At 53.6% G+C, this 14552-nt stretch carries 14 protein-coding genes; all 14 read right to left on the bottom strand.

The genetic code is table 11. The features are described from left to right. Positions 1 to 10: 10 nt before the first annotated feature. The 14 genes from LA304_RS10540 to LA304_RS10475 all read right to left on the bottom strand — a co-directional run bounded on the left by LA304_RS10540 (position 11) and on the right by LA304_RS10475 (position 14253). Positions 11 to 937 carry a type II secretion system F family protein gene (locus LA304_RS10540; protein WP_224503115.1) on the bottom strand — a complete coding sequence of 309 codons (927 nt, stop codon included), beginning with the start codon at positions 935 to 937 and terminating at the stop codon, positions 11 to 13. Between the two features lie 18 nt (positions 938 to 955). Next, the gene (locus tag LA304_RS10535) at positions 956 to 1918 is read right to left on the bottom strand and encodes a type II secretion system F family protein (RefSeq protein WP_224503114.1); all 963 of its coding nucleotides are present in this window, start codon (positions 1916 to 1918) and stop codon (positions 956 to 958) included. Further along, entirely contained in the window at positions 1915 to 3318 is a 1404-nt protein-coding gene (locus LA304_RS10530; protein WP_224503113.1) for a CpaF family protein, read from the bottom strand. Before LA304_RS10530 ends, LA304_RS10535 begins: the two co-directional genes overlap by 4 nt. 10 nt (positions 3319 to 3328) lie before the next feature. Continuing rightward, positions 3329 to 3892 carry a L,D-transpeptidase gene (locus tag LA304_RS10525; protein ID WP_224503112.1) on the bottom strand — a complete coding sequence of 188 codons (564 nt, stop codon included), beginning with the start codon at positions 3890 to 3892 and terminating at the stop codon, positions 3329 to 3331. Continuing rightward, on the bottom strand, positions 3889 to 5031 hold the full coding sequence (locus tag LA304_RS10520; RefSeq protein ID WP_224503111.1) for a hypothetical protein: 1143 nt from the start codon (positions 5029 to 5031) through the stop codon (positions 3889 to 3891). Before LA304_RS10520 ends, LA304_RS10525 begins: the two co-directional genes overlap by 4 nt. A 15-nt stretch (positions 5032 to 5046) precedes the next feature. Continuing rightward, entirely contained in the window at positions 5047 to 5628 is a 582-nt protein-coding gene (locus LA304_RS10515; protein WP_318010690.1) for a TadE family protein, read from the bottom strand. 53 nt (positions 5629 to 5681) lie between these two features. Beyond that, on the bottom strand, positions 5682 to 6170 hold the full coding sequence (locus tag LA304_RS10510; RefSeq protein ID WP_224503109.1) for a TadE/TadG family type IV pilus assembly protein: 489 nt from the start codon (positions 6168 to 6170) through the stop codon (positions 5682 to 5684). Between the two features lie 280 nt (positions 6171 to 6450). Beyond that, entirely contained in the window at positions 6451 to 7884 is a 1434-nt protein-coding gene (locus tag LA304_RS10505; RefSeq protein WP_224503108.1) for a type II and III secretion system protein family protein, read from the bottom strand. Positions 7885 to 7939: 55 nt separating this feature from the next. After that, positions 7940 to 9025: a Flp pilus assembly protein CpaB gene (gene cpaB / locus LA304_RS10500; RefSeq protein ID WP_224503107.1), complete on the bottom strand. Its 1086-nt coding sequence runs from the start codon at positions 9023 to 9025 to the stop codon at positions 7940 to 7942. 171 nt (positions 9026 to 9196) lie between these two features. Then, complete coding sequence (locus LA304_RS10495; RefSeq protein WP_224503106.1) at positions 9197 to 9406, bottom strand: Flp family type IVb pilin; 210 nt, start codon at positions 9404 to 9406, stop codon at positions 9197 to 9199. A gap of 349 nt (positions 9407 to 9755) precedes the next feature. Then, entirely contained in the window at positions 9756 to 11426 is a 1671-nt protein-coding gene (locus LA304_RS10490) for a TadE/TadG family type IV pilus assembly protein (protein WP_224503105.1), read from the bottom strand. Between the two features lie 62 nt (positions 11427 to 11488). Beyond that, entirely contained in the window at positions 11489 to 11980 is a 492-nt protein-coding gene (locus tag LA304_RS10485; RefSeq protein ID WP_224503104.1) for a prepilin peptidase, read from the bottom strand. Between the two features lie 13 nt (positions 11981 to 11993). Continuing rightward, positions 11994 to 12497, bottom strand: a complete 504-nt coding sequence (locus tag LA304_RS10480) for a tetratricopeptide repeat protein (RefSeq protein ID WP_224503103.1) — start codon at positions 12495 to 12497, stop codon at positions 11994 to 11996. A gap of 166 nt (positions 12498 to 12663) precedes the next feature. After that, positions 12664 to 14253, bottom strand: a complete 1590-nt coding sequence (locus LA304_RS10475) for a sulfatase-like hydrolase/transferase (protein WP_224503102.1) — start codon at positions 14251 to 14253, stop codon at positions 12664 to 12666. Positions 14254 to 14552: the final 299 nt, after the last annotated feature.

Below are 14552 nucleotides of genomic sequence, written 5' to 3'. Positions count from 1 at the left end.
ACCTTGTCCTTCATCGCGGCGCCAAGCCAACCATCATTTTCATGATTGTCATCAAGATCGGCACAAGCACGATCACGAGATTGACCGGGAACATGAAAAGCGCCATCGGCATGAGCATTTTGACCGGGAGCGCGTTGGCCTTTTCCTCTGCCCGGATCAATCGTTGCTCTCTCATTTCCGAACTAAACACCCGCAGCGTATGACTGATCGATGCGCCGAGTTCCTGAGACTGCTTGAACAAAACAGCGAGCGTGCGGGCCTCTTCCACATTGATACGTTTCGCAAAATTCATCAGGGCTTGATCGAGGGGACGTCCGGCACGTGTCTCCAGATTCACAATCGACAACTGCACCCCGAAGTCCGGCGTGGTGACTAGGAATTCGCGCGTCACACGATCCAGCGCAGAGTCGATCCCGAGCCCTGCATCGACACAAACAAGAAGCAAATCCATAAAATCAGGGAAAAGTTTCCCGAACTCGCGCTGACGCTTCTTGGCTTTTCGTTCGAGCACATAGGAACAGAGCACAAAGAACATGCCGCCGAGCGCGAGAGAGATCACCAAGTGAGCGAAAGAGCCAGCCCCGACAAGCGTCACAGAAAAAGCGATATAGGAGACGGCAATCACACCTAGGCTCACGAGGAGACGGATGAGGTTGAAAATGCGCAAAGCCTTGGGTGAAAAATACCCGGCCTGCACAAGTCGCATCCGCAATGAATTGGCCGGTTCGTTTTTCACGACATCAAGATAGTAGCGAATGCTCTCATTGCCTGAGCCGAGGTTTTTGTCGATCAGGTCTTCGCGATCATGTTTTTGCTCGCTCGCGCGCTCGATGCGCTTGGCCACGTCGCGGCGCCCGAGAAGACGATCCGCGATCACGAAGACGCTGAGCAAGACGGCCACGAAAATCAGAATGAGGACTGTCGTTTCAGTTAGCATGTCGACCTCCCAACTCGCTCAGAAATCAAAGTTCACCAAACGGCGTATTATGATCATCCCGAAAAAGATCATGGTCAGACACCCCGTGACGACGAGCGCGCCGTAGCCGGATTCCCAAACAGGATCAAAATACTCGGGCACCAAGGCCAAGATCATATAGTAAAGACCGAACGGGAAACCGAGCATGATCCAGGCGGTGATACGCCCCTCTGCCGAAATGGCGAGAATCTTCCGTTTAATCATCAATCGGGCGCGGATCATGCTGGATAGGTTTTCCAGAATTTCCGAAAGGTTCCCGCCAGTCCCGCGCTGCACGCTCACGGTCACAGTCAACAGCTGGATCTCCGGCGCGCCCACGCGATCATAGAGCGCCATCATACCCATTTCGAGATCCGCACCATAGGTCATCTGATCATGGAGGATGCCAAACTCAGACCCGATCGGGTCCGGCATTTCTCTCGCGACCAGGGCGATAGCCGAATTCAATGGATGTCCTGAGTTCAGGCTGCGCACAATCACATCAATTGCCTCTGGAAGTTGCTTCGTGAAGAGGCGGATACGACGCGCCCGCTTCACCCACAGAATGAGCGCCCCCAGCGCCACGGCGAAAACCAGTGAGAAGATGATCTGGGGAATTCCCCTTAGCCCCAAGAACAGGGCCGAAGTAAAGAGACCCAAAAGCGCGAAAAGGACCAGATAGAAGATTTGCCGGACATTGGAAATTTCGAGGCCAGTTTGACCGATGAATTTCCGATGGACCGCGGAAAAAGAGCTCAAATCTGTCCCGTCCCCCATCCCGCGGCGCTTGAGTAGCTCCTTGAACGCATCGGGGCCTTCCATACGCTGCTTGACAGCTTCCAGTCGGTTGGCGACTTCCTTCTGGGACATGAGGCGGCGCAACAAAATGCGCAGCATGGTTTCGATCAGCAGAAGTGACGCGATAAATATCAAACCATAGAGAAAGATCAGTCTGTCGTTCATGACGGTGTCGCCTTCGATGGATCAAAAATATCTTGCGAAAGGCTAAGTCCCATCGTCTCCAACTCTTCATAAAAAGTCGGACGAATGCCCGTAGGACGGAACTCGCCCTGAATCGTGCCATCCTCACTTACACCGAGACGTTTGAACTTAGCGATTTCCTGAAGCTGGATGATATCGCCCTCCATACCGGTGATCTCGGAAATAGATGTCACGCGCCGCGTACCATCGCGCAAACGCGACAGCTGGACGATCAGTTGAACCGCCGATGATATCTGCGAGCGGATTGCCGTTTGCGACATCGGCATGCCAGCCATACCGACCATTTGCTCGATCCGGCTGATCCCGTCACGCGGACTGTTCGCGTGCACGGTAGACATCGATCCCTCGTGACCGGTGTTCATCGCCTGAAGCATGTCAAAGGCTTCGCCCCCACGTACCTCACCCACAATGATCCGGTCAGGACGCATACGCAGAGCGTTTTTGACGAGATCGCGCTGCATGATCTCATGCCGCCCATCGACAGTGGGTGGGCGCGTTTCCAGTCGGACAACATGCGGCTGCTGAAGCTGAAGCTCCGCTGCGTCCTCGATCGTGACAAGGCGCTCTTGGAACGGAATGTAGGAAGACAACGCATTCAGCATTGTTGTTTTACCCGACCCTGTCCCTCCCGAAATGATCATCGAAATCTTGGCCTCTGCACAGGCGGCCAGAAGATCGGCCATACCTTGTGACAGGGCATGGTTACTGACGAGCTTTTCGAGAGAATAGGGGCGCTTGGAGAACTTCCTGATCGAGACCTGCGGCCCATCCACGGCGACCGGCCTGATCGCTACGTTAACACGGGAACCATCTTGCAATCGCGCATCAACGAGCGGAGAGCTTTCATCGACACGGCGCCCAACGGAGGCGACCACTTTGTTGATGATGCGCATGAGGTGATCTTCGTCCTTGAAGCGAACATTCGTTTTCTCAAGAACGCCTCCTCTCTCGATAAAGACGCTACCGGAGCCGACGACAAGAATATCGGCAATGCTGTCATCGTCCAAAAGCGGCTCAAGCGGCCCTAGGCCGAGCATCTCGTCGGCAATGTCGCTGATCAGCGCATCAAGCTCACTTCCGCTGAGGGGAAAACTGTGCGACTTCGCATAGTCGCGTACCAGTGGGCGTAATTCATCGTGTAGTTCGTCCTCTTCCATCGTGTCGAGGATCGAGAGGTTGATTTTGTCTATGAGGAAACGGTGCAGTTCGACACGCTCATTCACAAAGTCCCGCTGCTCAATCTGATCGGATTGCGCCCTTGCGGCATTTGCTTCGATGGACGGCACATCTTGCAGGTTGGCCGATGGCGCTTCGCTCTCCGGCGTCTCAATATTCTTTTTTGTGTAGAAGCGGCCTAACATGTTTCTCCCCCTATTTCACAACGACCTTCGTACCCGGAGGAACCTTGTTATACAGGCTCATCACATCGGCATTCGTCATTCGAAAACACCCGGATGTCTCGTAATTCCCAATAGTTCCTGCGTTGTTCGTCCCATGAATCCGGTACAGCGTGTCCCGCCCTCCCGAGAACAGATAGAGTGCCCGCGCACCGAGCGGGTTATACGGCCCCGGAGGCACGTATTCCGGCAAAGATGGATCGCGTTGGCGCATCGCGCCCGGTGGGGTCCACCCTGGCCAGGTCGCCTTTCGCCCCACTACGGTCGTGCCAGTCCAGAGGAATCCATCCCTCCCGACAGAGATCTTGTAGCGCTCGGCCTTGTTCCCTCCCAAAAGTCGATGAAGGGTTTGATCCGCATTGGAAATCACGATCGTCCCGGGCGCGTACTCATTCGGGTAATTCACAATTTCCATTGTCTGGGGGCCATGATCGCGAGGGACGCTCTTCACGTCCTGAGCCCAGGAAACGGACGGAGCGAAAACGCTGGCAACCGTTGCGAGAACAAAAGTTCGACGATCAGAGCGCAGCATACTCATGACATCACCTTGGGAGCCATTTGCAGCTGTGAAAAGATTTTCGACAGTTTCCGCGAAAACCCGTTACGCGCCCGGATCTCGACTGGCAGGATGCCTCGGTCAAGCGCTTCACCAAGGATGTCGTTTTCTTCCGGCAAAAAGTAGTACGGCACCTCCCCGAGCAGGGATTGCAACCGTTTTTTACTAATGCGGCCGCCGAAGAGTTGCCCACTCTTCTTGTTGATGATCACACTAAGCGGGAACGTCTCACCCCGCAGCTCACGCACATATTTGATCATATCAAGCGTATGTTTGAGCGCAGGAAGATTGAGCTCAGTCACCAGTGTGCAGGTGTTCACCGCGGACAACACATCGTCGCGCCACTCTGTGTCGTAATAGGGAATGTCGAGAATGGTGTGTGTGTGCTCCAGCAACACCGCATCCAACATTCTCAGCACAAGTTCGTAGCTGTTGATTTCGGTATTTAGTCCGGGTCTTTTGAAAGAATACAGATAGAACCCACGGCGGTGCTTTTGCTGAACAAGCCGGATAAACTCGTCATCAACGCGCTGTGGGGCGTCGATCACCGATCCGAGATTGAACTCATTGACCATATCGAGTGTGTAGGAGCAATTACCCGTCGAAAAATCGAGATCGAATAGGGCGATATTTGAGCTTTTCTTGTTTTCAGAAACAAGCAGGTCAGCAAGGCTAACGGCAACCGTTGTCGCGCCAGCACCACCCACGACAGATAGCACCGCATGAACGCTATTGTCTTGGATACGTTTCACACGGAATGCGCCGAGAATTGCGCTGTCGAGGGACTCGGCCGACACGGGTTTCGCAAGCCAGTCCTGCACATTGTGCTTCAGCAAAAGTCGTGTCTGATCGGCAGAGAGTTCGGTCGACACAATGAGCACCGGAAGATCGGGTTTCATCGCCCTGACTGTGGTCAAAACCTGAATCTCTTCTTCCGCCAAACTCTCCGCATGCATCAGAAATAGATCGAAATTCGAATGAGAAAGTGCCTTCGGCAGCGCCTCGGACCGCGCCATCTCAACCTTGCTCGAGGAGCGGCTTTTGAGTGGAACCAATACATCTCCAGGGTCCAAACCATCGCCATTGAACATCAGAATCTTAACTTTTGATCCTTCTTGCATAGCCAACCTTCCACCTCAGCAACTGTCTTTACAGTCGTTTAAATCTTCACTGGTTATTGCCGCCGGATGCGCGGGAATAGGAATATTTCCCAAGGCCGGGATCAGACTGTCGAGCAGGAAAAAGTCGAATGTCAGATCAACGGCTTCAACTGTAACGGTCGAAATCTGGCCATACGGGCGTCCGACATAGCCAAGGCCCGACCTTTGATATGTGATGCGAACATTTTCGGCCCCCAAAAACGGGGCGACGTCGCACATTCCAATGACGGAGCTATCCGAAACCTCTCCACAGATACCATCTCCGCCAGTCAATAACCGCGTCATGGCAGCTGGTGGCTTACACGCAGAAAAGCCTGCCCCGCAGGAGATTGAAGGTTTCGCCGCAGGAACCGGCTCACCCTCGATAAGCGTGCCGAAATCGGCTTGCATCGCCGCGTCGTACTCTGCCTCCCCCACAAGCGGTGTCGACACGGCAGCCATACGAGCGCCAATTTGAGTCGCTTTGACGGTCATATTCCACTGGAACATAAGCGCGCCAAACTCGAACATCGCAGCCAGCACGATCAGCACAATAGGCATCGCCAGAAGGGCTTCCACGAGGGAGATCCCCCGGCGGTCTTGCCAGAACCGCCTTAGTTGCACACGTACGCTTACCATCCGTAGTATCGCATCGTTGCCCAGTATCCGATCTCGATCGGCACGCATACATCCTCACGCCGCGGGCAAAAGACGGCTTGGAAAAACGGCGATCCCTGATATTCGAAACGCCCCTCGACCTGAACATAATCCTGAAGTCCAGGTGTGGGGTTCAGACCAGCCTCCGCTGGCCAAAGCGTCAACTCCGACGGCTCATCCCAGCCAGGCACGCGCAACGCTCCGGAGCCATCCGGGCGCCCGTGGAAGGCTATGTTCCGCGCTGTCGTTGCATCGCAGTTGTCAAATGCAGTGGGGCTCACCGTGTGACGGCATTTTGACCAGTAACGCGCAGCGTCTCGCACTCCGCTCTGAAGTTGCTGACGCTGCCACATCAAATTGCCGAATTCGAGAATGCCAAATGTAAGCAGTGCAAGAACCGGCATTGCAACAAGCGTTTCAACCAGAATGGCACCATCGTCATTCCGCCAAAAGCCGTGTCGCACCCTCCTCCACATGTCTTAAGCCCCCCTAAAAAATCTCCCTAACCTCTAGTCGGTGTCACGCGTCTCCATCTTACTCGTAATCCACAAGCCCCCTAAATGCGGTGGTTACCCACCGACATTTGTTGATGTGTTGTCTGTGTGGCTTGGAACCACTTCCATAATGGCCGTGTTTGCGTCCATCGCGTTCCCGGCGCGCGCCGAAACACGGTCCCAATTGTTCGCGTATTGCGTAGAACACCCGGATAGGGATGCCACAAACACCAGCCCGAGCAGAAACGGCTTATTTTTTAGCGATAACGCCATCTTCAAACTCCAGATCAATAATATGGCCATAAACTCCGTTGATACCGACACCATCGCGGAACCCACGGATTGTTTTCTTATCCACTTCAAGCATTCCCAACAGGAACAATTCGACGTCATTCGAAGAGCGGGTCCCGTCGAGCGGCGTGGCGAGAGGTTCACCAGGCCGCGCAGGCCGCACGATCCGAGGAGTCACAAGGATCACCAGATCCGTTTCGCGTTTCTGGAAAGCCGTCGATTTAAACAACGCACCAAGGATCGGGACCTCTCCCAACCACGGAACTTGGTTGATGCTGCGTTCGTTATTGGCCTGAAGCAAACCGGCAATCGCGAAGCTCTGGCCGCTTCTAAGCGATACGGTCGTATCCGCACGACGCGTGATGAAGCCAGGTTGGCCGTTCACGTCGATAGAGGCGTCAATATCGCTGACCTCGGGTGTGATCCGCAGACGGATCAGTTCCTCATCGAGGACTTCGGGCAGGAAATTAAGACGGACACCGAATTCACGGTAGGTCGTTTCGTAGACATCGCTGTCCGAGTTAAAGACCGAGATCGGAACTTCACCGCCAACAACAAAATTCGCTTCGACCCCGCTGGTCGCCACCAACTTCGGGTTTGCCAGACGCCGTGCGAGACCATTGCCTTCAAGAGCGTTAATCAGGAAATCCACCTGCATCCCGGAGACCTCAAGCAATTCGCCGACCGCCACGCCGAAGGGCACCTGGCTAGAGGCCGCCCCAGTCGTGAAGCGCACATCATCAATCGGGTTGCCCGATGAATCGACGGCACCATCCGGGTAGTAGCCAGTCAAATTGACACCAAGAGACCGTCCGGAATTGCGCGCAACCTCAATGATGCGCACGTCCAATTCGACCTGCTGTTGATCTTGCACACGCATCGCGTTGATGACCGGCTCTTCAGAGTATTGGCTGGCGATCTGCAAGATGCGATTTACATCGACAGCGTTCTTCACATCGCCCGACAGCCGAATCCGATTGTTCACGTTCGCCACGTTCACGCGCGCAGAAGGAACCGCCTGCCGGATCGACATCGCGAGATCGGAATAGTCGGCGCGAACATTTACGTCGATGACCTCCAACAATCTCTTTTGTTCGTCATACAACGAGATGTTCGTCGCGCCGTTACGCTTACTCTGAATATAAAGCGAGGTTTCCGTGAGCGGGAATACATCGAGGATGTCGGTGTTCCCGATCAGAATGTCCTTAAACGGCTTATCTGTTTGCACATTCAAAGTGCGCCCGGACGCGAGTTCGATCGTACTGAAGGTCCCGTCCGCAATTGTGATCGTCTGTGTCTCTGCGACCAGCGTTGTGGCCGGAAGCGCGAAAAATACTGCGAGTAGGAGTTTTCGCCCCAACCCTGAGATCTGCTCGTACAAGCTCTGTTTCATTGACTGCCTTTTGCCCCTTGCATTCCTAATTATCATCTAGCGGAAACGCTTTATGTTATTCTGCTTCGATTTCAGCGTTCGCGCTAGTCCCAACTACTTCGACTATATCGTCATTTGTGGCTCTGTCACCTTCGCTCACGATGGGAACGACTTTCAGAACCTTGTATTCTTTTCTGGATCCGTTGCGAATGACCCCGACACTCGTCTTTGTCTCGAATGGGAGCAAAACCGAAACCGGAGCAGCTTCTGCTTGAATTGGAAGAGTTTCTTCCTGCTCCTCGCGTTGTTCAGCAAGTGCAGCCAGCTGTGCTTCCAGACGGTTCAAACGCTCAGTTTGCGCAGTCGTTTGCGCGTTCGCAGCAGCGACCATCAGATCATCAGCGACATCATCATCATCGAGATCCGCAGTCGTAATGCGCTCGATGCGTTCAAAATCACCCGAACCTGCATTGCGTAGCGCAAGGGACAACGTCCCAACATTCGCACCAAGTACGAGTTTCTGAGCTTCTGCCGTGCTCACCTCAAAGGTGACCGTGCGCACGACGCTCGGCTTGTCACGGCTGTCGTCTGCGAGCTGATCAATCGCGATAACCCGTACGCCCTGCAGTAACACGTCGACATAAGTAGACCCGCCCCGACCGCGGGTAATCATGACGTCCACCCGGTCGCCCGGCAAAACAAAACCAGCCACGCCAAGCACGTCATTGACGCGGATCGAAACCGCTTTCAGTCCTGGGGACAAAGCTGCGGAAAGTTTCGCACGCTGCCCCGGGATTGTGATCTTTGTTGCGAGTATCGGTTCGCCAAACGCGATCTGCGTCAGCGCAAAACGCTGTTGGTCGGCATCATTGCCGACAACGACGTCGGAAATTGTCGTAAATGCGCCTTCTGGAAAGACATCACTGCTCCATTCGATCTCGCGAAGAATATTCGGCTCAATCTTTTCCCCGAAAGAAATGGCCTTATCCGCGACGACAATTGTCGCCATGGGGGCCTGAACGTCGCGCCGCTCTTCCAGCTCGCGCTGAACATCAGATTGAATCTGCAAACGTTCCGAGCTCAGCCATCTTTGTGCGCCAAAAACGGCGCCGATCGCCAAAATCGCTGCAATAAGAAAGCTGACCGCTGTCGTAAACCGCATCTCTCTCCTCCCGCCTCAGGGCGCCAGTCAAAATCAATGAAATGCTTTGACTGACTTTGTCGCGACAGCCACTCGCCGCGTAATTTTCTCCCGTTGGGTGCGCGCACCGCCAAAACGGTGCGCGCTTGTTTTTTAAAAGGATCGCAGCAAACTACGCCTTTTTTGTGATCATCAGATCGATCCGGACGGCGCGTTGTCCTCAAGCCCTTTGATCCAGTCCGCCCAACCTTGCCACGCGATCCCGAGGCTTTCGCCAAATGCGATAACGGCCCCGATCACCACGACGGTCAGCAGACCGAGCAAGATGAGATATTCCGTCAACGCGAGACCGTCCTCTTCGGTCCGAAGGCGCACAACAAGTTTAGTAATAAAGTCGAACATTTAGTCTCCTCCACTTTTCAATCAGCGACACAACAGACACAGGTTCAGACGCCCTGAAGCGAGCCTCCTAAAGTACGTGCGTCTAGATGTTCGTGATTCCCCCCACGAATAAGAGTTTTATCAACTCCATGTGATAACCATGAGCCTCCAAAACTCCTCTGTCAAATTTTTGTCTTACTTTCGCGCGCATTACGCCCCAAACCTAACCCAAATACCCTCAAAAACGTAAATATGTTGCTATTTTTGCAACATATTTACGTTTTATTCAGAAGCTGACGTGGGTTTGCGAGTTGTTAATGCCCCGAATCCGAGATATCAGGAACGGTTTACGACTCATTGATTCGCCGTCTCACCGCACAAGGATCGCCTCTTTGCGGATGAAATTATCCAGCGTTCCGTTCCCCCCGTATCCAGTGATATCGACAATTTCGACATCAATGGTCGCATCCACACCCGGTGCACTTTCTGTCATCGGACGAACCAAGAAGATGCTCGCATAGCTGTTGACCTCGTAGGTGTTCGTGCCGCCACCCTCCGCAGCCTGCTCTCCACAGTCGATGATCGCAGCCACCATCAATCGACGATCGGGTTCAGCGATCGGATTGATCGCCTTTGGCTTGTCCTCAAGCCCGCACAGGGGTGCTCCGCTCTCGCTTTCATCCCCGCCCGTCGCACTGTCGCCTGGGTGGCGGTCAGCAACATCGACGACACCAGCATCCAACTCCCAACGATATACTTCGTAACGGGACGCATGAGACGCTCCAAGCGTGGTGGGTGCGCCGCTAAACGCATTCGGGATAGATGCTTTGAGGGCCGCAGCGGCATCAGCCTCAGCAGCAGCATCTACTCCGAGATCGAAATTTTCTATGAGATACTCCTCAATCGGCCAATCACCTGTGCCGATCGCGGCCCCTGACACCAATGTCCCCGGCGCAGACATCGTATCGTTGTCCGGGAGACCATAGACCAAATCGTCAGTGCCATTCGCGTCCCACCCGGCGATCAAGTCGTTGATATGATCGTCCCCCGGCGTCCCGTTCGGAGACGCCGTAGATGGGTTCGGGCGCACGCAATCATCGATATTGGCTCCGTTCACCTTGGGTTTAATGCCTTTGCGGACATTTTCAGCCGGAGCAATAACAAACTGTCCGGTATCATTGTTCCAATTGCTGAATGGGCCTTCGTACATGTCGAAACGCGTGTTCACACCCTGAGAAATCGAGCTTGCTGCACCCGGCTTTGTCTGGACATTGTCCGATGCAAAACACTTTGGAACGGTTGCGCCCGCGAAGAAATCGCGAATGGCATCCGCGCTTGAACTCCCGTCAATCGACAAGAACCCGAAATTGCCGGGCGCTGCTGTCGAAGAGCCCTTCGGGTGAAGCTTGACCACCCGACCATGCAGGTCGCCATTGGCGAAACTCGTTTGCAACTGGTCGCCCACATAAGTCCCCGTGGAGTCATATTCGAACGGGTTGCAAATATAGAGCGGCGGGATATTACAGGTGGCTGATTTTGCCTGAGCGACGGCCACTGCACTTATCGACACGCGCTCACTGCGCCCCGTGATCGGGTTAAGGAAAGCCGTGATGAGGTCCTTTGACTGGGCCTTAACCCACACGAACTTTGCCTTCGCCGGGTCACTGGTCGCATAATCGAAATCGATCGGGTCTTCGTCCCGCACCGGTATGTCTTCCAAAAAGACCACCGTGAACTCATTGCCCGCTTCATCTTCGTAAACGAGCCGGATCTCCATATCGGGACCGCTCTTGCCAATCATACTGACCGTATTGGTTAGTGCCCCCATGGCCGTCTTAGCGCGGGTGATAGCATCGACACCTCCATCGAGCTCTCCCGCACCAGCCAACGCAACGGCATCCGCTGCAGCTGACAAATCAGCGTGGATATTGTTGCCGCGCCCGATGTCTATGATGATCAAACCGTAGCCGATGAAAATCGGCAGCGCCAACAAAGACAACACCAAAACGAATCCACGTCTGTCTTTCCAAAAGCGTCCCATTGCCACACACCCCCCTGTGTCTCCCTTAGTAATCCTCTCTCACAATGCAAATTTTCTCAAGATTAACCGAAAAACCGCCCTATGATGGCCGGAACAGCAGACAAGGTCAAAACGACGCCATATGGCAAGACGCCCTCTTCTCTGAAAAAGCGAAACCGCGAAATAACATAATTAGACTTGTTTTCGTATCGAGCACTCAACCTGAGCCCGACCCAAAACAGAACAGAACAGACGAGCAGCAACGCGATAAAGACCACAGCCCATTCCATTCCCATCAGCAGCCCAAGAACGAAGTAGAGCTTTACGTCTCCCGCCCCCATGGCCCGGAATATCCACATGACAAAAGCCAGCAGAAAAAACAGCGCCGCCATGAATACATCTGTCCAGACGGACGGAAAGCCGGCGAGTCCTGCCCATATAACATAGAGACCAAACAGGGTGACGACTGTCCAGTTCTCAATGATCAGGTGCCTGAAATCGTGAATACAAATATAGGTCAGCAGCCCGATGATCGAGAAGGCAGACAGATATTGGAGAAACTCAACAGCGGACACACGCGCGTGTCTCTTAAATGCCGTTTAGATCGCCGGGAGCCCTGCGTGGATAATTGATCGAGTTGCGCAACAGCTCCAGATTATTGGCCGCGAATTCGTTCGACGGGTCCATCTCATATGCAATAAGGAAGTGTTGGCGAGCAACTGTCAGGTTGCCGCGCAAGAGGTTCGAATATCCATAGTTGTTATGATATTGCAGGGTGTTTCCGATAATCGGGCGCAGTTTGCGATAGGCGTCATCGGCCTTATCAAACCTGCCCAGCATATCCGCTGATGCCGCATAGCCCAAAAGGGCCTCTGGGTCATTCGGTGTCACATCCAGCGCCTTGTCGAAAAACGAATAGGAGCGACCGTAATTCCCCTCGTTGAACTGAACTTTCGCTGCGATCAACGACTCGTCATCACGATAATAGCTTCTGTTCGCGGAATCGAACACCGAGCCAGCTCCGTCATCAAACGGGCTACCTTCACACGCCACAAGTCCGAGAAACCCGACGACCAAAAGATATTTTTTCATGGTCTCCCCCTTTGCCCCCACTATGTTCACTGGCATTTACTCCAATTTCACATCTTACCTTGAGAGTAACGGCTACGTGATTGCAATCCACTTTTTTTCGACTTTCGTTCCTAAATCGTGAATTTTGTGCCCAATATGGGGCTTTCGCGCATCAGGCTGGCCCTTCTCAACGCATGGACCATATGGTTCTCTGTAGCTCGCTGTTGTTCTTGATCGCGCGGTTCAGCACGTCTAGGCCCTCTGACTCCGCAAAGGTTAAATCCTCGGACAGTAGGGACTGGCCGAGCGCGGCACGTCCGTTTTCAATGCGATATCCCAAGAGTTCGAGTAGCGTCGGGTAGATGTCGAACATGCTTCCCGAGCGCAAAATTTCGCCTTGCCCCGCACCGAGGACAACCGAGAAATTTCGTCTGTTTTCCGCCTGCCGGAGCTGATCCGCCAACGTGTTGTGAAACGCGAGATGGTCTGATGTTAGGAGCACGAGCGTGTCTTGCTGTATCCCGAGATCGTCAATCTTCGCCAACAGGGCCTCGACATGAGCCACGGTGCAAGCAATTGCTTCGGGTATACGGCTTTCCCCTTCCGGAACTGTCCGACAGGTTTGATCAAGAAATGCGTCAGGGCCGTGTGTCGCGATTGTCAGGGTCGAAAGCAGAAAGGGTGCGCCCTGCTCCGCGAGAAAGTCCAATTCCTGGCTGACCCTCTCGAACAATAGATCATCATCCATCCCCCAGACATTTCTCCGCGTCTCGCTTTCCCATCCATCATAGGACGTAAGCCCCATAACGCGGGAATAGCCATGGCTCCGGAAAAAGTCCCCCTTGGAAAATATGGCGAGATCCGAGCCATTGATGTAGCTCGCATTATACCCGTCAGCACTCAAAACATCCCCGAGACAGGTTAGCTCGCTCAGGAAATCCGTTGCCGCAGGTATGATATCGGTCTTGTCATGTATTTTCTTTGCGACACTAATCGCGCCACGCGGCAAAAGCGGCACGCCGCATTGCGTCGCAACCAATCCACCGGCCGTAAATCCCGTACCATAGGCCTGTCCCAGGTTTCGAAAGGACACCCCGCGGTCTTCAAGCGCAGCAAGCCTTTGAAACGCCTGAGCCGTGGCATCCAAATCACGATAGGTTCGCTCGACACTCTCCAAATACACGATGACCAAATTTTTCTTTTTCACAGGATGTTCGAGAATAATCGGACCCTCGACCACATCATCGGTTTTGATCAGAGCGTGAGCAGGGTCAGGGAAAATACTGCGGAAAAAGTACTGAGGGAGCGGGCTCATCAAGAGTAACAACGCTGAACATACAGCAAGTGTCGGCACCCCATGCCAAATATATCGGACCAAAAGCCACGCTCCGAGGGTCAGCAGACACACGCGGAGCAGATGGTCGAAAATTAAGGACTGGAAGCCGTCAAAACCAACAGAGACCATGTCTCCGAGTTCGTTCTCATTAATCGTCATGAGCAAACTACCGACATCGCGTGTCCCAAAGGCGTCTTTCATGAACGAAAAAGGAACAGCCAAAATAAGAAGGAAAAGGAAGAAGAGAAAGATCACATGTGAGTTTCTTGGCGCTTGTCTTCCTATGACCAGCAACGCCAGCGAAAGGACCCCAGCGTGGATCATAAGAATCGCGCCGAGAATACTCAACACATTTGCGCTGAAATCCAGTACCGGGAACAGCTCACGGATAAATACGATACAAAATGCGAGCGGCGCGAGGGCGAGAATAAATCTGCCCATATGCCTTAGCCAAACATGCTCCACCGGACCCCCCATCCAGTTCGAGATATAGCTCCTCCTCAATAGACCTATCTTGACATAAAACGGCGCAATAACAACATTTCTTTATTTTCTGGCGGCGCCTCACCCAATCGACGGCGGTATTCATTCAAAATAACGCGCTAGATCGGGCCTAGAGAAACGCTAAAAACAAAAAATCCCCTTCGGAGTAATCCGACGGGGATTTCTAATATTTTTGGTTGCGGGGGTAGGATTTGAACCTACGACCTTCAGGTTATGAGCCTGACGAGCTACCGGGC

Source organism: Celeribacter litoreus (assembly GCF_020165855.1).
Lineage (GTDB): Bacteria > Pseudomonadota > Alphaproteobacteria > Rhodobacterales > Rhodobacteraceae > Celeribacter > Celeribacter litoreus.
Note: the sequence above shows the minus strand (reverse complement) of the source record. Positions and strands in the feature narration are given on the sequence as shown.